Genomic DNA, 24,307 nt, shown 5'->3' with positions numbered 1-24,307 from the left:
CCCCTCAGGACCGCACGGTGGCGCGACCGGGAAGGCGCCAGCGCAGGTGGCGCTCTACCACCTGCAGGCCCGGTCGGTACTCGCCCCGTGAGGCGGCGAGGGCACACGCCAGGGTCAGGGTGGCGATGCGGTCATGGTCCTGGACCGCGGAGTTGACCGGCAGGGGCAGGAAGTCCAGCAGGCGGCTGTCGCCGAAGGTGGCCAGGCGCAGCGCCGGCGGCAGGCCGCCATCCTCCAGCAGCACGTCGAAGACGCCATCGAGCAGGGTGTAGGAGGCGGTGACCAGGGCGTCAGGCATGCCATGGCCATCGAGCAGCTCGCGCATCAGCCGGGCCCCCTCGACGCGGTCGTAGCGCCGGGCGCCGCAGGTGATCACTTCCAGCGGTGGATGGTCGGCCAGTGCCTGCTGGAAGCCGGCACGGCGCTCCCGGCTGATCGATAGGGCCGGGACGGCATCCAGCCAGGCGATGCGCGTCACCCCATCATCGAGCACCGAGCGGGTCAGTCGCTCGGCGGCCTCGCGGTCGTTGCTGACCACGCTGGCGAAGTGATGCGGGTCGAGGCCACGGTCCACGGCTACCACCGGCAGGCCGGCCGCCATCAGCTCGGCATAGAAGGGGTCCTCCATGGGCAGGCAGCTGGCGGTGATCAGCACCTCGCAGCGCTGGGCGCGCAGCGCATGGGCCAGCTCGCGTTCGCTCTCCGGGTCGTCGTCGGAGCCGACGATCAGCAGCCGGTAGCCCGCCTCCCGGGCACCGCGTTCGAGCCGCTTGGCCAGGCGCGCATAGCTGACGTTCTCCAGGTCGGGGATGATCAGCCCCAGCAGGCGGCTTGCCCCTCGTCGCAGCGCGGCGGCCTGGGCGTCGACCCGGTAGCCGTGCTGCTGCACCACGGCCATCACCCGGTCGATGGTCTCCGGGCTGATGCGCCGCTCCCGGGCCTTGCCGTTGATGACATAGCTGGCCGTGGTACGGGAGACCCCGGCCAGGCGGGCGATTTCGGCGAGTGTCATGAGCGTCCTCGGTAAAGGTTGCGGGAATTCTACGCCACGGGTCGGGCCCTGCACCCCCTGCCAAAGTCGTACGGTGTCGGCCTTGCCAACCAGTATGAATCGATTCAGCATAAATGGCATCACAGGTGACACGATTCAGCCAGCGAGTGCAGCGATTCTCCGAGAGGGCTGAGCGAGAGGCGACCACCGCCCGTCACCGCGCGAACGGGAGAGACCCATGTTGACCCTACGCCAGGACGATATCCTGCTCGACTGCCGGGCCGATGATTGGCGCATGGCGCTGGATCAGGCCGCCGAGTCCCTGCACGAGGCGGGCCTGGTCGAGCGCCCTTACCGCGACGGACTGCTCGACCGCGAGGCGCAGTCCTCGACCTTCCTGGGCAATGCCATCGCCATTCCCCACGGCACCCCCGATAGCCGCCAGCATGTCCGTCGTACCGGCGTGCGCGTGCTGCAGTTCCCGGCCGGCATCGAGTGGCACGACGGCAACCGCGTGCATGTGCTGGTGGCCATCGCCGCCCAGAGCGATGAGCACCTGGACATCCTGCGCCAGCTGACCCATGTACTGGACCGCGAGGGCGTCGCCGAGCGCCTGGCCGCCGCCGACTCCCGCGGCGAGATCGCCGGTCTGCTGTCGAAGGCGGTGGTCGAGGCGCGCCTGGATGCCGACACCCTCTGCCTGGGCTTTCCCGCCCGTGACCGCCAGGAACTGGCGCTGGCCGGGGCGGCCCGACTGCGCCAGGCCGGCTGCGTGGGCAGCGACTTCGTGGCCAGCGTCGCCGAACGTGCTCCCCTGGGGCTCGGCCAGGGGCTCTGGCTGGTCAGCAGCGAGCGTGGCGTCGAGGTGCCGGCGCTGTCGCTGGCGACCGCCGATACGCTCCTCGAGGAGGCGGGCGAGCGGGTCACCGGGGTCTTCTGCCTGGCCGCCCAGGGCGACGCCCATCGCGGCCTGCTGGAGCGCATCCTCGCCCTGCTGGACGCCGACAGCGCACACGAGCTGCATGGCCTCGATGCCGAGACGCTGCTGGCGCGGTTCGCCGGCGAAACCGCCGCGGACCGCACCCGCCAGGCTCGCGTGCTCAATGCCCATGGCCTGCACGCCCGCCCGGCCAAGCAGCTGGTGCAGGTGGCCCGCGCCCAGGGCCTGGCGATCCGCGTTCGCCTGGCCGATGGCGGCTTCGATGCGGTCTCGGCCAGCAGCCTGACCAAGGTGATCAACCTCGGGGCGCGCCGCGGGCAGCAGCTCATCTTCTCCGCCGAGGGGGAGGGCGCCGAGGCCGCCCTGGAGGCGGTCTGCAATGCCGTGGCCGAGGGGCTTGGCGAGCAGGTACTGCCCTTCGACGAGAGTCGCGAGCAGACGGCCAAGGTCGTCGACGAACCGGCGCCGGAACCATTGCCCGCCGATGAGCCGCATCTGGCCGTGTCCGCCTCGCCGGGGCTGGCCATCGCGCCGGTCTTCGTGCTGCGCACGCCGCACTTCGACTATCCCCGGCGCGCCGAGGACCCCGCCGTCGAGGCCCGTCGCCTCGACCAGGCGATCCACGAAGGCGCCGAGCAACTCGAGGCCCTGGTACAGCAGGCCCGCGGCGGCGAAGTCGCCCAGATCCTCTCCATGCACGAGGAGATGTTGAGTGACCCCGAGCTGCGCGAGGCCGCCCGTGAGCAGCTCCAGGAGGGCAGCTCCGCCGAGGCCGCCTGGTGGGAAGCCATCGAGACCGCCGCCCACGCCCAGGAGATGCTCGCCGACCGGCTGCTTGCCGAGCGTGCCGCCGACCTGCGTGACGTCGGCCGGCGGGTGCTGGGCATCCTTTGCCGGGTCGAGCTCCCCGAGCCGCCGGCGCACCCCTATATCCTGGTCACCGATGATGTCGGGCCCTCCGACGTGGCGCGCCTCGATACCTCCCGGGTGCGCGGCCTGCTCACCGCCCGCGGCGGGGCCACCTCCCACAGCGCGATCCTGGCCCGGGCATTGGGCATTCCCGCCGTGGTGGGGGGCGGCAGGCGAGTGCTGACCCTGGCGGACGGCGTCGAGCTGATCCTCGACGGCGAGCGCGGCCGGGTGATTCCCTCGCCCTCCACGGAGCGCCGCGAGGCCGCAGAGCGACGCCTGGTCGAGCACCAGCGGCGCGAGGCCGAGGCCTGGAAGGCACGCTTCCAGGAGGCCCGTACCCGCGACGGCCACCGCGTCGAGGTGGCCGCCAACCTGGGCAATACCGCCCATGCCCTGGACGCCGTGGAACGCGGCGCAGAGGGCGTCGGCCTGCTGCGCACCGAGTTCCTGTTCATGGCCCATGCCCAGCAGCCGGACCTCGAGACCCAAATCGGCGAGTACCGCGAAGCGCTGGACGCCCTAGACGGCCGCCCGCTGGTGGCGCGAACCCTGGACGTCGGCGGCGACAAGCCGCTGCCCTACTGGCCGGTGCCGCAGGAGGACAACCCCTTCCTCGGCCTGCGCGGCATTCGCCTGGCGCTCACCAGGCCCGAGGTGCTCGAGACCCAACTGCGCGCCATGCTGATGGCGGCGGCAGGCGATCCTGCGGCCGGCGACCCGGTGGCAGCCCCCTCGGGAAAAGGCAGGCCGCTGCGTATCATGCTGCCGATGGTCAAGGACGTCAGCGAGTTCCGCGCCGCCAAGGCAATCCTCGACCGCCTGCTCGAGGAGATTCCCGAGGCCGAGCGGACCACCGACGTCCAGCTCGGGGTGATGATCGAGGTTCCCTCCTGTGCCCTGCTGGCGCCGACCCTGGCCGCCGAGGTGGACTTCTTCTCGGTGGGCACGAACGACCTGACCCAGTACACCCTGGCCATCGACCGCGGCCACCCGGAGCTCTCCGCCCAGGCCGATGGCCTGCACCCGGCGGTGCTCAAGCTGATCGAGATGACCGTCACCGCCGCCCATGCCCAGGACAAGTGGGTGGGGGTCTGCGGTGAGCTCGCCAGTGACGCCGTTGCCGTGCCGGTGCTGGTGGGGCTTGGCGTCGACGAGCTGTCGGTGAGCGCCCGCCAGGTGCCGCTTGTCAAGGCGCGGCTCGCCGAGTTCGACCTCGAGGAGGCGCGCCGCCAGGCCGAACTGGCCCTGGCCCAGGCCACCAGCGAGGCGGTACGCGACGCCCTGGAGGTGCGCTGATGGCCCGCATCATGACGCTCACCCTCAACCCCGCCCTGGACCTCTCGGTGAGCCTCGCCCGCCTGGTGCCGGGTGAGGTCAACCGCACCCGCGAGACGCACCTCGCCGCCGCCGGCAAGGGGGTCAACGTGGCCCGGGTGCTGGTCGAGCTCGGCCACGAGGTCAGCGTCTCGGGGTTCCTCGGCGCCGACAACGACGGCCCCTTCCTGCGCGCCTTCGAGGCCCTGGCGGTGGAGGACGCCTTCATCCGGGTGCCGGGCGAGACCCGCATCAACGCCAAGCTCGCCGAGGCCGACGGCCGGGTCACCGACATCAACGGGCCCGGGGCGGCCATCGATGACGCGGCCTGGCAGCGACTGCTCGACTGGCTCGACGACCGCGCCGCCGATCCGCTGCGGCGTCCCGAGGCGGTGGTGATCGCCGGCAGCCTGCCGCCGGGGGTGGCCCCCGAAGGCCTCGCCGACCTGGTCGCTCGCCTGCGCGCGGCCGACCTGCCGGTGTGGGTCGACACCAGCGGCGAGGCCCTGGCGGCGGCCATCGAGGCAGGCCCCTCGGCGGTCAAGCCCAACGAGCAGGAGTTGGCCGCCTGGGCCGGCACGCCGCTGACGAGCGCCGACGCCCGGCTCAGGGCGGCGCTCAGGCTCTACGCCCACGGCGTCGAGGAGGCATTGATCTCCGCCGGCCCCGAGGGCGTGCTCTGGATCAGCCGGCGCGGCGCCTGGCAGGCCCTGCCGCCGCGACTCGACGTTGCCAGCACCGTGGGCGCAGGCGACACCCTGGTCGCCGCCATGCTGCACGGCGTGCTCTCGGGGCATCCCCCCGAGCAGGTGCTGCGCCTGGCCACGGCGCTGTCCGCCGAATCCGTCCGTCATGTGGGCGTGGGCGATGCCCGTGCCCCGGATTTCCCGCAACTCCAACAACAGACCCGCGTGCGGCGTCTCAACGACGTCGACGCAGGGGGAGCCCTAGCATGAACGCCATCATCATCACCGCCTGCCCCAGCGGCATGGCCACCACCTTCCTCGCCGCCCGTCGCCTCGAGCAGGCCGCCAGCCGCCTCGGCTGGCAGACCCGGGTCGAGATGCACGGCGAACTCGAGCCGCCGACACCCGTCACTGCCGAGGAGATCGCCGAGGCGGACCTGGTGGTGGTCGCCGCCGATCACGTGCCGGCGCCGGCGCGGTTTGCCGGCAAGCGCCTGTTCCGCGCCGCCATCGACCAGGCCCTGCCCGACCCGCGTGCCTTCCTCGAGCGGACCAGCCGCGAGGCCAGCGAGTACACGCCGCCCGCCGAAAGCGAGGCACCGCTCGCCCGGCCGGACAGCGGAGGCCAGCGCAAGATCGTGGCGGTGACCGCCTGCCCGACCGGCGTGGCCCATACCTTCATGGCCGCCGAGGCGCTGGCCGAGGCGGGCAAGGCGTTGGGCCACGAGATCCGCGTGGAGACCCAGGGCTCGGTGGGCGCCCAGGACCAGCTCAGCGAGGAGGAGATCGCCGCGGCCGACCTGGTGATCCTGGCCTGTGACATCGAGGTCGATGCGGTCCGCTTCGCCGGCAAGCGTGTCTATCGCACCTCCACCGGCAACGCCCTGAAGAAGCCGACGCCGACCATCGAGGCGGCACTCGAAGAGGCCGAGGTGGAGCAGGCGGGTGGCGCACCAGCCGGCGGTGAGGCCAACAAGGACGGCAGGGGCAAGGGTGGCAAGAGTAAGGGCAGCAGGGAGAAGGGCGTCTACCAGCACCTGCTCACCGGGGTCTCCTTCATGCTGCCCATGGTGGTGGCCGGGGGCCTGCTGATCGCGCTCTCCTTCGTGTTCGGCATCGAGGCCTTTCAGCAGGAGGGCACCCTGGCCGCGGCGCTGATGCAGATCGGTGGCGGCACCGCCTTCGCGCTGATGGTACCGGTGCTGGCCGGCTACATCGCCTACTCCATCGCCGACCGGCCGGGCATCGCCCCGGGGATGATCGGCGGCATGCTCGCCTCGGAGATCGGCGCCGGCTTCATCGGCGGCATCCTGGCGGGCTTCTTGGCCGGCTACGTGGCGCTGGCGGTGACTCGCCATGTGAAGCTGCCGTCGAGCGTCGAGTCCCTCAAGCCGATCCTGATCATCCCGCTGGTGGCGAGCCTGATCACCGGCCTGACCATGATCTATGTCGTCGGCGAGCCGGTAGCGGCCATCCTTTCCGCACTGACCACCTTCCTCGAGAACATGGGCTCCACCAACGCCGTGCTGCTCGGCATCCTGCTCGGCGCCATGATGTGCTTCGATCTCGGTGGGCCGGTCAACAAGGCCGCCTACACCTTCGGCGTAGGGCTGCTGGCCTCCGAGACCTATGGCCCCATGGCGGCGATCATGGCCGCGGGCATGGTGCCGGCCATCGGCATGGGCATTGCCAGCTTCGTGGCACGCCACAAATTCTCCGAGCCGGAGCGCGAGGCGGGCAAGGCCTCCTTCGTGCTGGGCTTCTGCTTCATCAGCGAGGGCGCCATTCCCTTCGCCGCCAAGGACCCGCTGCGGGTGATCCCGGTGTGCATGGTCGGCGGGGCGATCACCGGCGCGCTCTCCATGCTGGTGGGTGCCAAGCTGATGGCTCCCCACGGCGGCATCTTCGTGCTGCTGATCCCCAACGCCATCAACCCGGTGCTGCTCTATCTCGCCGCCATCATCATCGGTTCCCTGGTGACTGGCCTCGGGTATGCGGCGATCAAGCGCGGCAGCCAGGCCGTGGCCGTCGAGGCCCGGGCCTGAGCAACGCCCTCGCATTCCCCCCCCGACAACAGGCAGAGGTTTCATCCCATGTTCCAGCTCACCCGCAGCATCACCTGGCAGGCCCTCGAGGGCCTGCAGCAGACCACCGCCAACGACCGCATCCGCGACTATTTCGCCGCCGATCCCAAGCGCTTCGAGAAGATGAGCCTGCGCGTCGGCGGGCTCTTCCTCGACTACTCCAAGCAGCCGGTCTCCGATGAGGTGCTCGAGACCCTGATCGAGCTCGCCGAGCACTCCGCACTCGTCCAGCGCCGCGCCCAGATGTTCTCCGGCGACATCATCAACGTCACCGAGGACCGGCCCGTCCTCCATACGGCCCTGCGCAACCTCGGCGATGGGCCGCTCAAGGTCGACGGAAAGGACGTGATGCCGGAGATCCAGCGCACCCGCGAGCAGATCCGCGCCTTCTCCGAGGCGGTGCGCAGCGGCGAGTGGACGGGCTTCGATGGCCAGCGCATCAAGGATGTGGTCAACATCGGCATCGGCGGCTCGGACCTGGGCCCCAACATGGCCTGCCGGGCGCTGCTCAAGTACCGCCATCCCGAGCTCAGTTTCCATTTCGTCTCCAACGTCGACGGCGCGCACATCCAGAAGGTGCTCAGCCGCCTCGACCCGGCCACCACCCTGTTCATCGTTTCCACCAAGACCTTCTCCACCCAGGAGACGCTGCTCAACGCCCATACCGCGCGGCGCTGGTTCCTCGACAACGCCGGCCCCGACGCCGACGTGGGGGCGCACTTCATCGCCGCCTCCACCAACAAGGCGGCGGCCATGGAATTCGGCATCCGCGAGGAGAACGTCTTCGAGTTCTGGGCCTGGGTCGGCGGGCGCTACTCGATGTGGTCCTCCATCGGGTTGCCCATCGCGCTCTCCATCGGCTTCGAGGGCTTCATGGAACTGCTCGAGGGCGCCTACGAGATGGACCAGCACTTCCTCGCCGCGCCCTTCGCCGAGAACATGCCGGTGCTGATGGCGCTGATCGGCATCTGGCACATCAACTTCCAGGGCGCCGAGACCCAGGCCATCGTGCCCTACGACCAGGCGCTGCATCAGCTGCCGGCCTTCCTGCAGCAGCTCGACATGGAGTCCAACGGCAAGTCGGTGGACATCTTCGGCCACCCGGTGGACTACAAGACCGGGCCCATCGTCTGGGGCCAGACCGGCTCCAATGGCCAGCACGCCTTCTTCCAGCTGCTGCACCAGGGCACCCGCTACGTACCCATCGACTTCATCGCCTCGCTCAAGCCCGAGCCGGGCATGGAGGAGCACCACTTCGCGCTGCTCACCAACATGCTGGCCCAGGCCAACGCCTTCATGGAGGGCAGCCTCAAGGGGGGCGAGGGAAGCGGCAGCCGGCCCGACCCCTACAGCTGCCCGGGCAACCGCCCCTCCAGCGTGCTGCTGCTCGACGAGCTGACGCCGAAGACCCTCGGCGCGCTGATCGCGCTCTACGAGCACAAGGTGTTCGTCCAGGGGGTGATCTGGAACATCAACTCCTTCGACCAGTGGGGCGTGCAGCTGGGCAAGCGCATCGCCGGCGAGATCAGCGAACGCATCGACGCCCACAGCCAGGACTTCGACGCCTCCACCCAGGGCCTGCTGGCGCTGGTGCGCGGGCACTTTACGTCTCCCCGCTCGCAAGGCGAGGATACGGGCGCCGCCAAGCCACGCAGCGGCAAGAAGAAGACCCGAAAGGAGTGATGTGATGCCTTATCAGGCCGATGCCTCGCGCTACGAGGACATGCACTATCGCCGCTGTGGGCGCAGTGGCCTCCTGCTCCCCGCGCTCTCGCTGGGGCTATGGCACAACTTCGGCGATGTCGATGCCCTCGACAACCAGCGCCACCTGCTGCGCCGCGCCTTCGACCTGGGCATCATCCACTTCGATCTGGCCAACAACTATGGACCGCCGCCGGGCAGTGCCGAGCGCAATTTCGGTCGCCTGATGCGGGAAGACTTCCTGCCTTATCGCGATGAGCTGATCATCTCCACCAAGGCGGGATACCCCATGTGGCCGGGCCCCCATGGCCAGGGAGGCTCACGCAAGTCGCTGCTGGCCAGCCTGGACCAGAGCCTCTCGCGGATGGGCCTCGACTACGTGGATATCTTCTACTCCCACTGCGTGGACCCCGCTACCCCTCCCGAGGAAACCGCCGGCGCCCTGGTCAGCGCGGTGGAGCAGGGCAAGGCGCTCTACGTGGGGGTCTCTTCCTACTCGGCGCCTCGGACCCGGGAGATCGTCGGCCTGCTGCGCGAGCGCGGCCTGCCCTGCCTGATCCACCAGCCCTCCTACAATCTCTTCAACCGCTGGGTGGAGGAGGAGCTCCTCGAGACCCTGCAGGCCGAGGGCATGGGCTGCATCGCCTTTACCCCGCTGGCCCAGGGTCTGCTCACCGACAAGTATCTGGAGGGAGTGCCGGAGTCGGCGCGCATCAACCAGCCCGGTGGCGGTTCCCTGCGTCCCGAACACCTGAGTGACGACAACCTGGCCCGGGCGAGGGCGCTCGATGCCATCGCCCGGCGTCGAGGACAGAGCCTGGCACAGATGGCACTGGCCTGGTTGCTCCGTGATTCACGGGTCACCTCGGTACTGCTCGGCGCGAGCCGGGTCGAGCAACTGGAGGACAACGTGGCCGCCCTGGATAACCTGGCGTTCAGTGCCGAGGAACTCGCCGAGATCGACGCCCAGTCCGTCTTCGATGCCGGCATCAACCTCTGGGGAAAATCCTCCGATCTATGACGCCGAGCCATGACGAAGGGCGCCTCCGGTCCTCGTCTTTCGATGCTAACCAGGCGGCAGGTCGCGATAGACGACGTCTTACTTCGTCGTGATAGGCGTTGAATCTGACTCGCTGGCCGGCACTTCGCTTGCGGACTGCGCGAACAGCGGGGCGAGCGACCGATAGAGCTCACGGTAACGCGGGTAGGCACCAGCGTAGCGCTCGACCAACGTCGGGTCGGGCTCGAAGATCTCATCGATGGGTGGCCGTTGGCAGACCGTTGCCATCGGCTCGCCGGTGACCGCCAGCCTGGCTAGACGAGCGGCACCGAAGGCGGGACCGGTCTCGCTGTCGCGATAGCGCACCAGGGGGCGGTCAATGATGCTGGCCAGCAGCCTTAACCAGTAGCGGCTTCGCGTGCCGCCACCGATGACCGCGAGTCGCTCGATGGGCGTACCGGCGCCCTCGATGACCTCACGCGCCTCTCGCAGGCTGTAGCCGATCCCTTCGAGCACCGCCCTGATCACCTCGCCCTGGCCACTGGCCGGGGTGAGGCCGAAGAGCACCCCGCGGGCCTGGGGGTCGTCATGGGGGGTGCGTTCGCCATTCAGGTAGGGCAGAAAGATCACCCCGACCGGTCCGGCGGGTTCCCGCTCGGCCAGGGCCAGGGCCTGCTCGATGGACAGGCCGGTCAATTTCGCCGCCCAGTCCAGCGCCGAGGCGCCGGTGAGCATGGCGGCCATCTGGAACCAGCGTCCGGGCAGGGCGTGGGAAAAGGCATGCAGGCACTGGTCCGGGCGCGGCCGGTAGCCCTCGGTGCTGACGAACACCTGGCTTGAGGTGCCCAGGGTCAGGAAGGCGTCGCCCTCGTCGATGGCGCCGATGCCCACGGCGCCGGCGGCCACGTCGCCGGATCCGCCGGCGATGATTACTCCCTCGGGCAGGCCCCAGCGCGCCGCCAGTGAGGGCGCCAGAATGCCTCCCACCTCGCTGCCCTCGACAAGCCGCGGCAACCGCTCGCGGTCGATGCCGAGCTCGGCCAGCAGGTCGTCGCACCAGTCACGCTCGGCCTGATCCAGCAGTTGGGTGCCCGAGGCGTCGCATCTGTCGGTAATCCACTCGCCACTCAGGCGCCAGCGCAGCTGGTCCTTGGGCAGCAGCAGGTGGCTGGCCTCGTTCAGCGCGGCGGGGTCGTGTTGCGCCAGCCAGCGCAGCTTGGCGGGCCAGAAGGAAGGCATGGCGCCGATGCCGGTACGTTCGCCGAGCCAGGGAAGTTGTCGGTTGAGCTCGCGGCTCTCGCGGTCGGCGCGACCATCGTTCCAGAGGATCGCCGGTCGCGGGGATTCCCCGCTCGCCTCCTGAAGCACCAGGCCGTGCATCTGTCCCGAGAGGCCGATGCCGGCAACCTGGGCGAGCGCCTCGGGGCTAAGGTGGCGCAGCTCGGCCATGACGGTTTCCAGGGCCTGCCACCACAGGGTCGGCGATTGTTCCGCCCGGCCCGGCCCGGGGTGCGAGATGGGGTAGTCCGCGCTGGCCGTGGCCAGCAGTCGCTGCTCATGGTCCACCAGTACGCCCTTCAGCGCACTGGTGCCGACATCCAGACCGAGAAATGTTCTGACGTCTGTCATGCTCAGGCGGCCCGGGTGGTGGGATGCCAGGCGATCCGCTCGCCGCTGTCGGCATCGAAGAGATGGACCTTGTCGAGGTCCAGCGCCAGGTGAATGGTCTCGCCTGGGTGCACGTCGTGGCGTTCGCGGAAGACCACGGTGATGTGCTGGTCACCGAGCCTCGCCACGACATGGATCTCGGCTCCGGTGGGTTCCACCGAGATGACCTCCACCGGCACGCCCTCGTCGGTCAGGGTGATGTCCTCGGGGCGGATGCCGTAGATGGTGTCGCTGGGGCGCTTGCCGGTCTCCAGCTCGCCCATGGGCAGGTGCCCGCCGCCCCGAACCTCGAAGCGGCCATCCTCCTTGGGCCAGCCGTGGATCAGGTTCATCCCCGGGCTGCCCATGAAGCTGGCCACGAAGAGGTTGGCGGGGCTGTCATAGAGCTCCAGTGGGGTCCCCATCTGCTGGACGTATCCCTCATGCAGAACGACGATGCGGTCGGCCATGGTCATGGCCTCGATCTGGTCGTGGGTGACGTAGACGGTGGTGGTCTTCAGGCGCTGGTGGAGTTCCTTGATCTCGGTACGCATGGAGACCCGCAGCTTGGCATCGAGGTTGGAGAGGGGTTCGTCGAACAGGAAGACCTGGGGATCACGTACGATGGCGCGACCCATGGCCACCCGCTGGCGCTGGCCGCCGGAGAGTTCACGCGGGTAGCGCTTGAGCAGGGCGCCGAGGTTGAGGATATCCGCCGCGGCATTGACCTTTTCCTGGATCTGGGCCTTGTCGACCTTCGACAGCTTGAGCGAGAAACCCATGTTTTCGGCGACCGTCATGTGCGGATAGAGCGCATAGCTCTGGAAGACCATGGCGATATCGCGGGCCTTGGGCGGCATGTCGTTGACCACCTTGTCACCGATCAGCACGTCACCGCCGCTGATCGATTCGAGGCCGGCGATCATGCGCAGCAGGGTCGACTTGCCGCAGCCCGAGGGGCCCACCAGGATGACGAATTCGCCGTCCTTGATCTCGAAGTCGACGCCATGGATGACTTCTTCATCACCGAAGCGTTTCTGGATGTTGTTGAGCGTGATGTTAGCCATGATTGTTATACCCTACTTTGGTCTATATTGATGGAAATTGTCGTATGGCGAGCAGAATTGGGCGCTTGTTCGTTAGACATTGGTCGTAGAAAAGGCGGCGTCCTTGCTTTTCAATCCCGCATGACAAGGTGGAAATAAGACTGTCAGACGCTGTGCAGATTTCTTATATGTTTTTGTTTTTTTGTGATTTTTTAGGGCTATTCCCTCGTCTTTCGTAGTGTGATTTTCACTCCCCTGCCGTCCGGGCTTCACCTCACCATAGCCTACTAATAACGCTTGCTGACACGATTCTGCAAATCCGCTATGTTGTTCCCAGGCGATTCGCAATTTTCGCCTGTGACGCTTTCCTGAGCGCTGTGAGCTGAATACCTTGCGCGGGTATCTTTCGCTTTGGGGTGCGACAGGATTTGCTGCACTACAACAATTAACCAGGAGATCGCAAGATGACAACACCACACCGACTCTGTGCCACGGGGCTGGGCCTGGCCATGGCCACCACCAGTCTTGCTGCCCTGGCCCAGGACGACGTCACCATCCGCTGGGCCTTGCATCCCGGTGAAGAAGCCGATGCCGTGGTCGACTACTTCGCCCCGGAGTACGAACGCCAGACCGGTATCAAGGTGGAGGGTGAGATCCTGCCGCCGGACCAGTTACGCGACCGCATGTCCATCGAGGCCATCGGTGGCACTGGCCGCTGGGACATGGGCTATCACAGCCCTGGCTGGTTCGGCAGTTTCAAGGACCATGTCGTCGACCTGACGCCCTACATCGAGAAGTACGACTTCGACGTCGACGCCTACCCGGAACGTATCCGCGAATCCCACATGGAAAGCAGTTCGCGTCCCGGCGAGATCATTGCCCTGCCCACTACGCCGGCCGCCCCGATGCTGATCGCCCGCGAGGACTACTTCGAGCACCCCGATGAAAAGGCAGCGTTCAAGGAGCAGTACGGTCGCGAGCTCGAGGTCCCTCAGACATGGCAGGAGCTCTACGAGGTGGCCGAGTTCTTCACCCGCGAGGAGGGGGAAACGGTGGCCGGCGAGACCCTGGAGCATGACCTCTACGGCTGGACCGACGCCCTGGGCGCCGGTAGCGGGGTGGCGCGCAGCTTTATCGTGATGCTCTACTCCACCGGCCTGGAAGGCTGGAACGAGGATTACGAGCCGGATCTCGACCATCCGATCCTGGTCGATGCCGCCAATCTCTTCGTCGACCTGGCCAACGATGTGGCGCCACCCGCGGCACGCAACTGGGACTTCCTCGAGGGTCTGAGCTATTTCCGCGACGGCCGCCTGGCGATGGCCACCATGTGGCCCCAGGGGCTCTCCACCGTGGAAGACCCCCAGGGTGAGGCCGCGGGCAATGTCCACTACCAGCCGTTGCCCGAATTCGAGGGCAACCTCAAGGGTTATGAGCAGGGCGTGCCCTTCCTGGGCGGTGGCGGTGTCTTCGTCCTCGATACCGATAACGCCGAGGAGTCCTTCAAGTTCCTCAAGTGGATGCTGCAGGACAACGAGATCGAGTGGGGTAAACGCACCAAGCAGTTCTCACGCAAGGCGCACTTCGAAAGCGAGGAGCTGCGCAACCTCGAGCCGCATTATGCCGACTTCCTGCCCGCCTATGAGCAGACCCTGGAGCACGTCTTCGTTCGCCAGGGGATTCCCGAGTACGGCACCGCCATGTGGCAGGGTACCGTGGACTTCGCCACCGACGTGCTCAGTGGCGACCTGACCCCGGAACAGGCGCAGGATCGCTGGGTCGACAATATGCGGCGCACCTTCCAGCGCGCCGGTTATCTCGAAAGATAACGGGATGATGGCCGGTCGGTGCCTACGGGTGCCGGCTGGATTTTCACTCGGTGATCCCGCGACCCTTCGAGGTAAAATCGATGCAAAATAATAGTCTCAATCGCTATACGCGAGGCTGGTACTTCGTGCTGCCCGGCCTGGTGGCCATGATACTGATCGTGGCCTTTCCCCTGGGCATCGCGGCGCGCTTCAGCCTCCATGACGTCTTCCTCTACGACTTCAACAACCAGTGGTTCGTCGGCCTGGAGAACTACGCCCGTGCCTGGACCGATCCGCTGTTCATTAACTCGGTGAAGGTGACACTGCTCTTCACTCTGGCTAATACTCTCGGCTGCCTGATCGTCGGCATGCTGGTGGCCTTCCTGCTCAGCGGCAAGCGTATCCGCTTCAAGGCCGGCTGGATGGCGCTTTTCCTGATGCCCTTCGTGATGACCCCGGTGATCGTCGGTATCACCTGGCGACTCTTCATGTGGGAGCCGGATTTCGGCGTGATCAATCAGCTGCTGGGCCTGATCGGCATCGAGGGCCCCTACTGGCTGACCGACAGTGCCACGGCGCTGTTCGCCACGGCACTGACCAATGCCTGGCACCTGATCCCGATGGCCATCCTGGTGCTCTACGCGGCCCTGACCACGATCCCCGACGAGATGTACGAGGCTGCCCGGGTGGATGGCGCCGGCGCCTTCCAGACGCTCTGGCATGTGGTGCTGCCGATGATTCGCGCCCACATCCTGTTCGTGTCGATCATCATCATGACCAGCGCCTTCCGCGAGTTCGACATGGTCTTCACCATGACCGGCGGCGGCCCCGGGCGTTCGACGACGGTGATGAGCATCCTGGCCTACAACCGCGGCATCGCCAACCAGGACATGGGCATGGCCAACACCATCGCCTTCACCATGTTCATGATCATGGCCGTGGTCGCCTGGCTCTATATCAAGGTCTACAAGGTCAACAAGGAGGCCAGCGCATGAACGATCGACAGAAAGCCAACCTGCTGCTGGGCGGCCAGTATGCCGGTCTCACACTCTGGCTGATCATCTCGCTGATGCCACCGGTGGTCCTGTTGGCCGCGGCCTTCAATGAGACCGCCATGTTCCGCTCGCCGCTGGCCTTGCTGACCATGAGCGAGTTTACCCTCGAGAACTTCACCACCGCCTTCAGTGCCGGCGACTTCTGGTTCTTCTTCCGTAACAGCCTGATCATCTCGGTTGCGGCGGTGATCATCTCGGTGGTGGTCTGCGTGCCCATGGCCTATGGCCTCAACAAGCTGCGTCCGCGGGTGCGCGGGGCGCTGTCCTTCGCCGTGCTGGCGATGCGCTTCCTGCCCCATGTGGTGCTCGCGCTGCCCCTGTTCCTGATCTTCGTTGACCTGGGCCTTTCCGGTTCGCGCACCGGGCTGCTGCTGGCCCACCTGGCGATCCATATCCCCTTCGCGGTGTGGATGATGGTGGGCTTCTTCGAGAACGTCCCCAAGGAGATGGAGGAGGCCGCCATCGTCGACGGCTGTGGTCCCTGGAAGCTCTTCTGGAGTATCTCCTTGCCGGTGGTGCGTCCCGGTCTCAATGCCCTGGCGATCCTAGTGTTCATCATGTCCTGGAACGAGTATCTCTTCGCGCTCTTCCTGGCGGGCAGCGACGCCCAGCCGTTGACGGTGGGCATCACCCGCTTCATGGGCGGTGTCGAGGCCGGCGCCCAGTACGGGGTGATCGCCGCCTACGCCAGCCTGATCGTGCTGCCGGTGATCATCTTCGCCCTGCTGGCCAACCGCTACATCGTCTCCGGCATGACTGCCGGCGCCGTGAAGGGATAAGGGGACCCTCCATGCGACAGCTACGCTGGGGCATCCTGAGTACCGCGGGCATCGCCAGGAAGGCGATGATTCCGGCGATCCAGGCGGCCCCCAACGCCCGTTTGCTGGCCATTGCCAGCGAGAGTGGCAAGGCCTGCGACGTCTCCGGCCAATTCGCCATTCCCCGCGCCTACCACAGCTTCCTCGCGTTGTTGGAAGACCCCGAGATCGATGCCGTCTATGTGCCTCTACCCAACAGCCTGCATGCGCGCTGGGTGATCAAGGCGGCACGGCACGGCAAGCATGTGCTATGCGAGAAGCCCGCCGCCCTCACCGCCCGAGAAGCACGCAGCATGCAAGCCGCGTGCGACCAGGCCGGCGTCTGCCTGATGGAGGGCTATATGTACCGCCATCACCCTCAGCACACCCGGGTCAGGGAGATCCTGGAGAGCGGCGAGATCGGCGAGGTGCGTCTGGTCCGCGGCCAGTTCTCCTTCCTGCTCGACACGACCGCGACCAATATCCGCCTCGAGCGTGACTCGGCCGGCGGCAGCCTCCACGACGTGGGCTGCTATCCCCTCGACGTGATCCGGCGCCTTCTGGGCATGCCCGATCAGGTCAGCGTGCTTGGCCGGGTCCCGAGTGAGCTGGGGGTGGACGTTACCGCCAGCGGCATCCTGCGCTACGCCGACGGTCGCCAGGCTGAGTTCAGCTCGAGCTTTGAGCAGGCCATGGTCAACCGCTACGAGGTGGTTGGCACCCACGGTACCCTGCTTGTACCCATGGCCTTCCGTCCGGACAAGCAGGGCGGCGTGGGCGAGCTGGTGATCACCGATGAGCAGCGCCGCCGGCGCAGCGAGTTCGTTTACGGCGATCAGTATCCCGCCCAGGTCGAGGCCTTTTCCGCCTGGGTGCTGGGCGACCGGCCCGCCCCGGACCCCACCGCGGAACTCACCGACCAGGCCCGCCTGATCGAGGCCTGCCGCCAGTCACTGGAAGCGCATCAGCCGATTAGCAGCCCTACGCCCGTTATCGTCAGAACCCGGCCGATCACTACGCCTGACCCGACCGATCACCCATTCGAGGAAGATACTCCATGACACATCAACTCGACGCCCTTCGTCAGCACTCCCTGGTGGTCGCCGACACCGGCGACCTGGACGCCATCAAGCGCTACCAGCCCCATGACGCCACTACCAATCCCTCGCTGCTGCTCAAGGCCTTCGACTTGCCAGGCTACCAGACGCTGATCGACGAAGAACTCGCCGCCGTCAAGGCCGAGGTCGCCGATCCCGAAGCGCGTCTGGAGCAGTCGGTGGATCGCCTGGCCGTTGCCAAGGGAGCCGAGATCGCCAAGATCATTCCGGGGCGGATCTCCACCGAGGTGGCGGCAAGACTCTCCTTCGATAAGGAGGCCAGCATCCGCAAGGCCCATGAGCTGATCGAGCTCTATGATAGGCGTGGCGTCGGTCGCGATCGCGTGCTGATCAAGCTCGCCTCCACCTAGGAGGGCATTCGCGCCGCCGAGCGACTGGAGCGCGAGGGCATCCAGTGCAACCTGACCCTGCTGTTCAGCGAGGCCCAGGCCCAGGCCTGCTTCGATGCGGGAGTCTTCCTGGTCTCGCCCTTTGTCGGTCGAGTAACAGACTGGTACAAGCAGACCACCGGCCGTGACTATGCACCCGATGAGGATCCGGGTGTCCAGTTCGTCCGCGGCGTCTGCGAGCGGGTCGGACGCGGAGGTTACGACACCGTGGTGATGGGCGCGAGCTTTCGCACCCTGGGTCAGGTGCTGGCGCTGGCCGGCTGTCCGCGGCTGACCATCTCGCCGGAGCTGCTCGAGAAACTGGCGGCAGAGCAGGGCGACGTTCCCCGGTCGGTGGAGATACCCGCCGCCGGTGAGCGGCCTGCGCCGCTGGATGAGCCCGCCTTCCGTTGGGGCCACAACCAGGACGCCATGGCCAACGACAAGCTGGCCGAGGGCATCCGCCGCTTCGCTGAGGATCAGGAACGCCTCGAGGAGCAGATTGCCGAGCGATTGGCGACCCTCTGACCTCGTCACCGCCTGAACCGCCAACCAGCCACCGACTGGGAACCCCCATGGCGTCACGTTTTGAACTGGCCAACGCTATCCGCGCGCTATCCATGGACGCCGTCCAGAAGGCTGGGTCCGGCCACCCCGGCGCCCCCATGGGCATGGCCGACATCGCCGAGGTGCTTTGGAATGACGTCTTCAAGCACAATCCGGCCGACCCGCACTGGGCCGACCGCGACCGCTTCGTGCTCTCCAATGGCCACGGTTCGATGCTGCTCTACTCGCTGCTCCACCTCACGGGCTATGACTTGGGCCTTAAGGACCTTCAGCACTTCCGGCAGCTGTACTCGCGCACCCCGGGCCACCCCGAGCGGGGCTATACGCCGGGCGTGGAAACCACCACCGGCCGCTGGGCCAGGGCCTGGCCAACGCCGTGGGCATGGCGCTGGCCGAGCGCACCCTGTCGGCTCAGTTCAATCGCCCTGGTTACACTATCGTTGACCACCACACCTGGTGCTTCGTCGGCGACGGCTACCTGATGGAAGGCATTTCCCACGAGGTCTGCTCGCTGGCCGGTACTCAAAAGCTCGGCAAGCTGATCGTCTTCTACGACGACAATGGCATCTCCATCGACGGCGAGGTCAAGGGCTGGTTTACCGACGACACCGCGGGGCGCTTCGAGGCCTTCGGCTGGCAGGTGGTGCCCGCCGTCGACGGCCACGATCCTGCGGCGGTCAAAGCCGCCCTCGAGCAGGCCCGCGACCAGGATGACCAGCCCAGCCTGATCATCTGCAAGACCATCATCGGCTTCGGCGCGCCCAACAAGCAAGGCAAGGAGGAGTGCCACGGAGCGGCGCCCAGTTGGAGAACGAATGGGAGAGCCGCTTTGACCGCTACGCCGAGGCCTTCCCGGAACTGGCCCGGGAATTCCAGCGCCGCCTGAAGGGCCTGCTGCCCAGCGAGATCACCAGCGAGGCCCTCATCGAGCAAGCCCAGGCGCAGGGCAAGACCATCGCCACCCGCAAGGCGTCGCTCAACTGCCTCAACTCCCTGGGCCCGCAGCTGCCCGAGCTGCTCGGCGGCAGTGCCGACCTGGCGCCCTCCAACCTGACCTTCTGGGACGGCGCCCGAGTCATCTCAGCCGGCTCTTCAAGCCATTCAGCTGATGGCTCTTCCTACAACCCCGCTGAAGGCTCTCCCGACGGCAGCTACCTGCACTACGGTGTGCGCGAGTTCGGTATGGGCGCCATCATGAACGGCATCTCCGTCCACGGTGGCTTCATCCCCTATGGCGCCACCTTCCTGATTTTCATGGAATACATGCGTAATGTCGTGCGCATGGCGGCGTTGATGGGCCAGCAGGCCATTTATGTCTTCACACACGGCTCCATCGGCCTGGGTGAGAACGGCCCCACCCACCAGCCAATCGAGCAACTTACCACCCTACGTTCCACACCCAATCTCTCCACCTGGCGACCCTGCGACACCGTGGAGACTGCCGCCGCCTGGAACGCCGCCCTCAAGCGCCATGCCGGCCCCACCGCCCTGGTGCTGTCGCGCCAGAACCTGCCCCACCAGGCGCGCAGCAAGCAGCAGCTGGCCGACATCCAGCGTGGCGGTTACGTGCTCAAGAACAGTGAGGGCACGCCGGAGCTGATCCTGATCGCCACCGGCGCCGAGGTCGGCCACAGACGGTGTTGGCTGATTCGCGAGCCACGCGGCCCCGTCAAGGCAAGCACCTGGCGGATGTACTCCTTCACCAGTAACTCGCCAAGCTGTCCCGCGAGCAGATCCGCGCCTTCTCCGAGGCGGTGCGCAGCGGCGAGTGGACGGGCTTCGATGGCCAGCGCATCAAGGATGTGGTCAACATCGGCATCGGCGGCTCGGACCTGGGCCCCAACATGGCCTGCCGGGCGCTGCTCAAGTACCGCCATCCCGAGCTCAGTTTCCATTTCGTCTCCAACGTCGACGGCGCCCACATCCAGAAGGTGCTCAGCCGCCTCGACCCGGCCACCAGCCTGTCCATCGTCTCCACCAAGACCTTCTCCTCCCAGGGCCTGTTGGCGCTGGTGCGCGGACACTTCGCGTCGGGCGGCGATCCGTCGGGCACCACTCCGCCTGCACGTGACAAGGACGAGGCCGGAAGGCCCCGTCGCAGGTCGCGCAAGGCTTCGACGGGTCGTTGAAGGCGGCGGATGGACGGAGCGGCAAAGCGGCGGGGTTATCCGAGCGCCGGCATCCGCAGGATGCCGGGGGTCAGGCCCGGGCTGAAGCGCCGTAGGCCCCTGCCTGAGCCTCCTCGAGCAGCTGGCAAGCGGTGCGCTTGTGGTCGATGAACTGCGCGAGCAGGGCGTCGAGCGCCGGCAGCTGGCAGTAGCGGGCCATCAGTTCGCTGAATCGCCGCGAGTAGTGGGCGACGGCCAGGGCGTGGCTCAGCGCCTGGCAGGCCATGGTGTCGTCGGTAATGAACAGGTGAAGTTGGCTTGCCCCCGGTAGCGCTGGGTGGCGGGAAGGTCGGGTTAGCAGGAACTGACTCAGTTTCAGCTGCTCGGCCAGCGCCTCCAGGGCGGCGATGCGCTGTTCGCACTCGATGCCCAGCGCGGCCATCAGGCGGCTGACGTGGGGATGAGTGGGCAGGAAGCTCAGTGCCAGGCCGCGATAGCGCTCCATCTCGCGTGACTCGTGTTCGTGGGCCAGCAGCAGTTGCTCGTCTGCGGGGCATGGGCGGGCTTGTGTCCCGGGGGTGATGGCAGGCATGGCTAGCTCCTTTATTGTCTTCCGGGCCTCTTCCGGGCACCGTCCAGATAAGGTAGCCCTCAGGGTTCGGGTCAACCCCTGACGTCGATCAATTTCGTCCCTGGATCAGTAAAAAGTACCAAGAGTCTCATGACCGTGCCGGGAGCGCCTGCCCCGGCCGCAGGCCGGCGTTGTCGCCGCTCGCTCCGCCGACATACACTGCCGGAAACCCCAGAGGCAGGCCGAGATGCTCGATCTTTCCCCCGCCATGCCCCTGCCTGAGGGCAGGCTGGAGCCAGAGGCGCCCCTGCGAACCGCGGTCAGCCGCCGGCGGGACCCGGAGGGTGCGGCACAGGAACTCGCCGGGGCCCTCCGCCATGCCGAGCTCGGCTTCGTGCTGTTCTTCTGCAGCGCCGAGTATCCCCTGGCGGCGCTCTCCACGGCCCTCAATGCGGCCTTCGAGGGCGTGGCCGTGGCGGGTTGCACCACCGCCGGGGAGATCACCCCGGAGGGCTACGGACGGGGCTGCATCGTCGCCATCGGCCTCGACCGTCGCCACTTCGCCGTCTCCTGCGCGCTGGTCGAGGACCTGGCGGGCTTCGACCTGATCCGAGCCCAGCGGCTGGTCGACGGCCTGCTCGACGACTGCCGCGAGCGCGCCCTGGCCCCGGTGGGGGAGCACAGCTTCGCCCTGACCCTGCTCGATGGCCTCTCCAGCTGCGAGGAGCAGGTGCTGGCGACCCTGGACGCCGCCCTGGGGCGCATCCCCAGCTTCGGCGGCTCGGCCGGCGACGACAACCGCCTGGCCCACACCCACGTGCATGCCGAGGGTCGCTTCCATGGCCAGGCGGCGGTGGTGGTGATGATCAACACCCGGCTGCCGTTCGAGGTCTTCACCACCCACCACCTGCGCCCGCGGGAGGAGAAGCTGGTGGTCACCCGCGCCGACCGCGAGCGTCGCCGGGTGCTGGAGCTCAACGCCCTGCCGGCCGCCGAGGAATACGCCCGGCTGGTGGGCCTGCCGGTCGAGTCCCTGGCGCCTGAGGTGTTCGCCCGCCACCCGCTGGCGGTGCGCCTGGGCGAGTCGCATTTCGTGCGCTCCATCCAGCGGGTCAACGACGACGGCAGCCTCAGCTTCTATTGCGCCGTGGAGAACGGCATCGTGCTCACCGCCATGCAGCCGGCCCCGCTGCTGGAGGACCTCGAGGCGGTTCTGGCCGGGCTCACCGCGCGGCTCGGCGAGCCGGCGCTGATCATCGGCTGCGACTGCTTCCTGCGCCGGCTCGAGCTGGAGGCCCTGGGACTGGTGGCCCCGGCCTCACGTCTGCTGGGCCGTTCGCGGGTGATCGGCTTCAACACCTACGGGGAGCAGCACCATGGCATGCACATCAACCAGACCTTCACCGGGGTCGCCATTGGATCTCGGCCGGCCACGCCAGACGCCTGACGACGCCGGCCCGCGTGAGCGGGAGCTGCTGGAGGAGAACGCCCGGCTGCGGCGGATCGCCTCGGCGCTGATGGAGCGCGTGGAGTCGGCGGGCGTGGCGGGCGGCGCCCCCTATGCGGCCTTCGAGCATGCGGTGCTGCTCGCCGAGCAGGTGCGCGAGCGTACCGAGACCCTGCAGCACACCCTCGCCGAGCTGCATGCCGCCAAGGCGGAGGCGGAGGCGGCCAACCTCTCCAAGACCCGTTTCCTGGCCGCGGTGAGCCACGACCTGCTGCAGCCGCTGAATGCCGCCCGGCTGTTCACCAGCGCCCTAGAGGAGCACTGCCTGCCCGAGCCCTCGACCCGGCTGGTGGGCCATATCGGCCGCTCGCTCAAGGATGTGGAGGCGCTGCTCGGCACTCTGGTGGACATCTCGCGGCTCGATGCCGGGGTGCTCGAGCCGGACATTGCCCCCTTCCCCGTCGCCCGGCTGCTCGACGTGCTGGCCGAGGAGTACCGCCAGATGGCCGCGGCCCGGGGACTGGAGCTGCACTATGTGGGCAGCGGCGCGGTTGTCGCCTCGGACCTGGCACTGCTGGCCCGGGTGGTGCGCAACTTCCTGACCAACGCCATCCGCTACACCGGGCGCGGCAAGATCCTGCTGGGCTGCCGCCGCCGCCCCGAGGGGCTCGAGATCCTGGTGGGGGACAGCGGGCCGGGGATTCCCGAGGCGCAGCGCGAGGCGATCTTCCAGGAGTTCCAGCGCCTTGGCGGCACTCGCGACGCCGAGGATCGCGGCCTGGGGCTGGGGCTGGCCATCGTCGATCGCATTGCGGGGATGCTCGACCACCCCCTGCGGCTGGCCAGCGTGCCGGGTCGCGGCTCGCTGTTCTCGGTGCTGGTCCCCCATGGCCGATTGCCGATGACATCGCCGCCTTCCCAGGCCACGGTAGCCTCGCCGGGGCTGGGTGTCGTCCTGGAGGGGGCGCGGATCTGGGTCATCGACAATGATCCCGGCATCTGTTCGGGGATGGCCGCGCTGCTCGAGGGCTGGGGCTGCCGGGTGTTGACCGCGACCTCGCTGGCCGACCTGGAGGGCAAGGCCGCCGGAGCGCGCGCGGACGTGCTGCTCGTCGACTTCCACCTGGGCGAGGAGGACCCCGATGGCCTGGCGGTGGCGGCGCGGCTGCGCGAGCGCCAGCCGGAGCTCCCGGTGCTGGTGATCACCGCCAACCACGATGCGGCGATCAAGGGCCTGACCCGGCAGCTGGGCTATGGCTGCCTGCTCAAGCCCCTGAAGCCGCTGCGGCTGCGCATGGCCCTGGTCGACCTGTTGGGCGGTGACTCAGCGTGATGGGCCGTGGCGCTCGGCCAGCAGGGCCTCGAGGTCGGCATCATTGGCGGCGAGGATCGCCTGGACCCGGCCCGGCACGCCGAGCTTGCGCAGGATCGCCGAGACATGGGTCTTCACCGTGGTCTCGGCGATGTCGAGCTCCCGGGCGATCACCTTGTTGGAGGCGCCGTGGCTCAGGCGGATCAGCACCTCGAGCTGCTTGTCGGTCAGCGCGGCAAATCGAGGGCCGGGCATGGGCGCGCCGGCCCCGGCCCCGGCGGCGGAGAGGTGGGGGACGGCGGAACGTCGCATGATGTCCGGTGGCAGGTAGACCTGGCCCTCGAGCAGCTGGGCCAGCGCCGCGAGAAGGCTTCGGCGCGCCGTCGACTTGGGGATGTAGCCCACCGCGCCCAGGTCGAGGGCGTCGAGGATGGTGCGCCGTTCCTGGTCGGCCGAGAGGATCGCTACCGGCAGCCAGGGGTGTGCCGCACGCAGCGCCCGCAGGCCCTCGAGCCCGCTGGCGTCGGGCAGGCCGAGGTCGAGCAGCGCCAGGTCGAGCTCCGCGCAGGCCCCGGCATGGCGCAGGGCCTCGTCCAGGCTCTCCGCCTCCAGCAGCCGGCTGTCGGGCAGGCCGGCTTCGATCACCGCCGCGATCGCCTCGCGGAACAGCGGATGGTCATCGGCGACCATCAGGGTGTGCATGGGCAATCCTCGTGACTCCTCTGGCCTCCTACCGAAGGAGGAGGCTATCTCCTGCCACCGGAGTATGTCGCAGAAGGCGCCGCTGACCAACACTGGGTGGTGTATCGCCACAACGACAACAGTGAGGAGTCAC

16 protein-coding genes and 3 pseudogenes are annotated in these 24,307 nt (G+C 67.7%); 14 read left to right on the top strand and 5 right to left on the bottom strand.

Annotated elements, in window-relative coordinates; all coding sequences use genetic code 11:
• Nucleotides 1-4 precede the first annotated feature (4 nt).
• The gene (gene cra / locus M8009_RS08415; protein WP_250060375.1) at nucleotides 5-1,012 is read right to left on the bottom strand and encodes a catabolite repressor/activator; all 1,008 of its coding nucleotides are present in this window, start codon (nucleotides 1,010-1,012) and stop codon (nucleotides 5-7) included.
• A 217-nt stretch (nucleotides 1,013-1,229) separates the two neighbouring features.
• Here cra and ptsP point away from each other — a divergent pair, with 217 nt between their 5' ends.
• The 5 genes from ptsP to mgrA are packed head-to-tail and all read left to right on the top strand — an operon-like array spanning nucleotide 1,230 to nucleotide 9,649.
• Nucleotides 1,230-4,139 (top strand): phosphoenolpyruvate--protein phosphotransferase, encoded by a 2,910-nt coding sequence (ptsP, locus tag M8009_RS08410; protein ID WP_250060374.1) that lies wholly within the window; start codon nucleotides 1,230-1,232, stop codon nucleotides 4,137-4,139.
• Nucleotides 4,139-5,113: a 1-phosphofructokinase gene (gene pfkB, locus M8009_RS08405; protein WP_250060373.1), complete on the top strand. Its 975-nt coding sequence runs from the start codon at nucleotides 4,139-4,141 to the stop codon at nucleotides 5,111-5,113. The genes ptsP and pfkB overlap by 1 nt, the downstream gene beginning before the upstream one ends.
• On the top strand, nucleotides 5,110-6,888 hold the full coding sequence (locus tag M8009_RS08400) for a PTS fructose-like transporter subunit IIB (protein WP_250060372.1): 1,779 nt from the start codon (nucleotides 5,110-5,112) through the stop codon (nucleotides 6,886-6,888). The genes pfkB and M8009_RS08400 overlap by 4 nt, the downstream gene beginning before the upstream one ends.
• Before the next feature lie 48 nt (nucleotides 6,889-6,936).
• On the top strand, nucleotides 6,937-8,610 hold the full coding sequence (gene pgi, locus M8009_RS08395; protein WP_250060371.1) for a glucose-6-phosphate isomerase: 1,674 nt from the start codon (nucleotides 6,937-6,939) through the stop codon (nucleotides 8,608-8,610).
• Between the two features lie 4 nt (nucleotides 8,611-8,614).
• A complete protein-coding gene (gene mgrA / locus M8009_RS08390) occupies nucleotides 8,615-9,649 on the top strand; it encodes an L-glyceraldehyde 3-phosphate reductase (RefSeq protein ID WP_250060370.1) in 1,035 nt (344 codons plus the stop codon).
• A 78-nt stretch (nucleotides 9,650-9,727) separates the two neighbouring features.
• Here the strand turns inward: mgrA and xylB are convergent, their stop codons facing one another.
• A complete protein-coding gene (gene xylB, locus M8009_RS08385) occupies nucleotides 9,728-11,257 on the bottom strand; it encodes a xylulokinase (RefSeq protein ID WP_250060369.1) in 1,530 nt (509 codons plus the stop codon).
• A 2-nt stretch (nucleotides 11,258-11,259) separates the two neighbouring features.
• Nucleotides 11,260-12,342 (bottom strand): ABC transporter ATP-binding protein, encoded by a 1,083-nt coding sequence (locus M8009_RS08380; protein WP_250060368.1) that lies wholly within the window; start codon nucleotides 12,340-12,342, stop codon nucleotides 11,260-11,262.
• A gap of 443 nt (nucleotides 12,343-12,785) precedes the next feature.
• On the opposite strand from M8009_RS08380, the gene M8009_RS08375 reads away from it, so the two are divergent.
• The 7 genes and pseudogenes from M8009_RS08375 to pgi (M8009_RS08345) all read left to right on the top strand — a co-directional run.
• Nucleotides 12,786-14,150 carry an ABC transporter substrate-binding protein gene (locus M8009_RS08375; protein WP_250060367.1) on the top strand — a complete coding sequence of 455 codons (1,365 nt, stop codon included), beginning with the start codon at nucleotides 12,786-12,788 and terminating at the stop codon, nucleotides 14,148-14,150.
• An 80-nt stretch (nucleotides 14,151-14,230) separates the two neighbouring features.
• Nucleotides 14,231-15,124 carry a carbohydrate ABC transporter permease gene (locus M8009_RS08370; protein WP_250060366.1) on the top strand — a complete coding sequence of 298 codons (894 nt, stop codon included), beginning with the start codon at nucleotides 14,231-14,233 and terminating at the stop codon, nucleotides 15,122-15,124.
• Nucleotides 15,121-15,963, top strand: coding sequence for a carbohydrate ABC transporter permease (locus M8009_RS08365; RefSeq protein ID WP_250060365.1), 843 nt, complete (start codon nucleotides 15,121-15,123; stop codon nucleotides 15,961-15,963). The genes M8009_RS08370 and M8009_RS08365 overlap by 4 nt, the downstream gene beginning before the upstream one ends.
• A gap of 11 nt (nucleotides 15,964-15,974) precedes the next feature.
• Nucleotides 15,975-17,042: a Gfo/Idh/MocA family protein gene (locus tag M8009_RS08360; RefSeq protein ID WP_250060364.1), complete on the top strand. Its 1,068-nt coding sequence runs from the start codon at nucleotides 15,975-15,977 to the stop codon at nucleotides 17,040-17,042.
• Nucleotides 17,039-17,995: pseudogene (gene tal, locus M8009_RS08355) on the top strand (transaldolase). Before M8009_RS08360 ends, tal begins: the two are co-directional and overlap by 4 nt.
• A 47-nt stretch (nucleotides 17,996-18,042) precedes the next feature.
• Nucleotides 18,043-19,660 (top strand): annotated as a pseudogene (locus tag M8009_RS08350) (transketolase family protein); the annotation flags it as partial.
• Nucleotides 19,661-19,755: 95 nt separating this feature from the next.
• A pseudogene (gene pgi, locus M8009_RS08345) lies at nucleotides 19,756-20,040 on the top strand (glucose-6-phosphate isomerase); the annotation flags it as partial.
• 193 nt (nucleotides 20,041-20,233) lie between these two features.
• Here pgi (M8009_RS08345) and M8009_RS08340 read toward each other — a convergent pair.
• Nucleotides 20,234-20,734, bottom strand: a complete 501-nt coding sequence (locus tag M8009_RS08340; protein WP_250060363.1) for a hypothetical protein — start codon at nucleotides 20,732-20,734, stop codon at nucleotides 20,234-20,236.
• 226 nt (nucleotides 20,735-20,960) lie between these two features.
• On the opposite strand from M8009_RS08340, the gene nosP reads away from it, so the two are divergent.
• Entirely contained in the window at nucleotides 20,961-22,160 is a 1,200-nt protein-coding gene (gene nosP, locus M8009_RS08335) for a nitric oxide-sensing protein NosP (RefSeq protein WP_250060362.1), read from the top strand.
• On the top strand, nucleotides 22,129-23,493 hold the full coding sequence (locus M8009_RS08330; protein WP_250060361.1) for an ATP-binding response regulator: 1,365 nt from the start codon (nucleotides 22,129-22,131) through the stop codon (nucleotides 23,491-23,493). The genes nosP and M8009_RS08330 overlap by 32 nt, the downstream gene beginning before the upstream one ends.
• On the opposite strand, the gene M8009_RS08325 is transcribed toward M8009_RS08330, so the two are convergent.
• Nucleotides 23,485-24,174, bottom strand: a complete 690-nt coding sequence (locus tag M8009_RS08325) for a response regulator (protein WP_250060360.1) — start codon at nucleotides 24,172-24,174, stop codon at nucleotides 23,485-23,487. The two genes, M8009_RS08330 and M8009_RS08325, sit on opposite strands and share 9 nt — an antisense overlap.
• Nucleotides 24,175-24,307 lie beyond the last annotated feature (133 nt).

Source organism: Halomonas gemina, from assembly GCF_023554995.1.
Classification (GTDB): Bacteria; Pseudomonadota; Gammaproteobacteria; order Pseudomonadales; family Halomonadaceae; genus Halomonas; species Halomonas gemina.
Note: the sequence above shows the minus strand (reverse complement) of the source record. Positions and strands in the feature narration are given on the sequence as shown.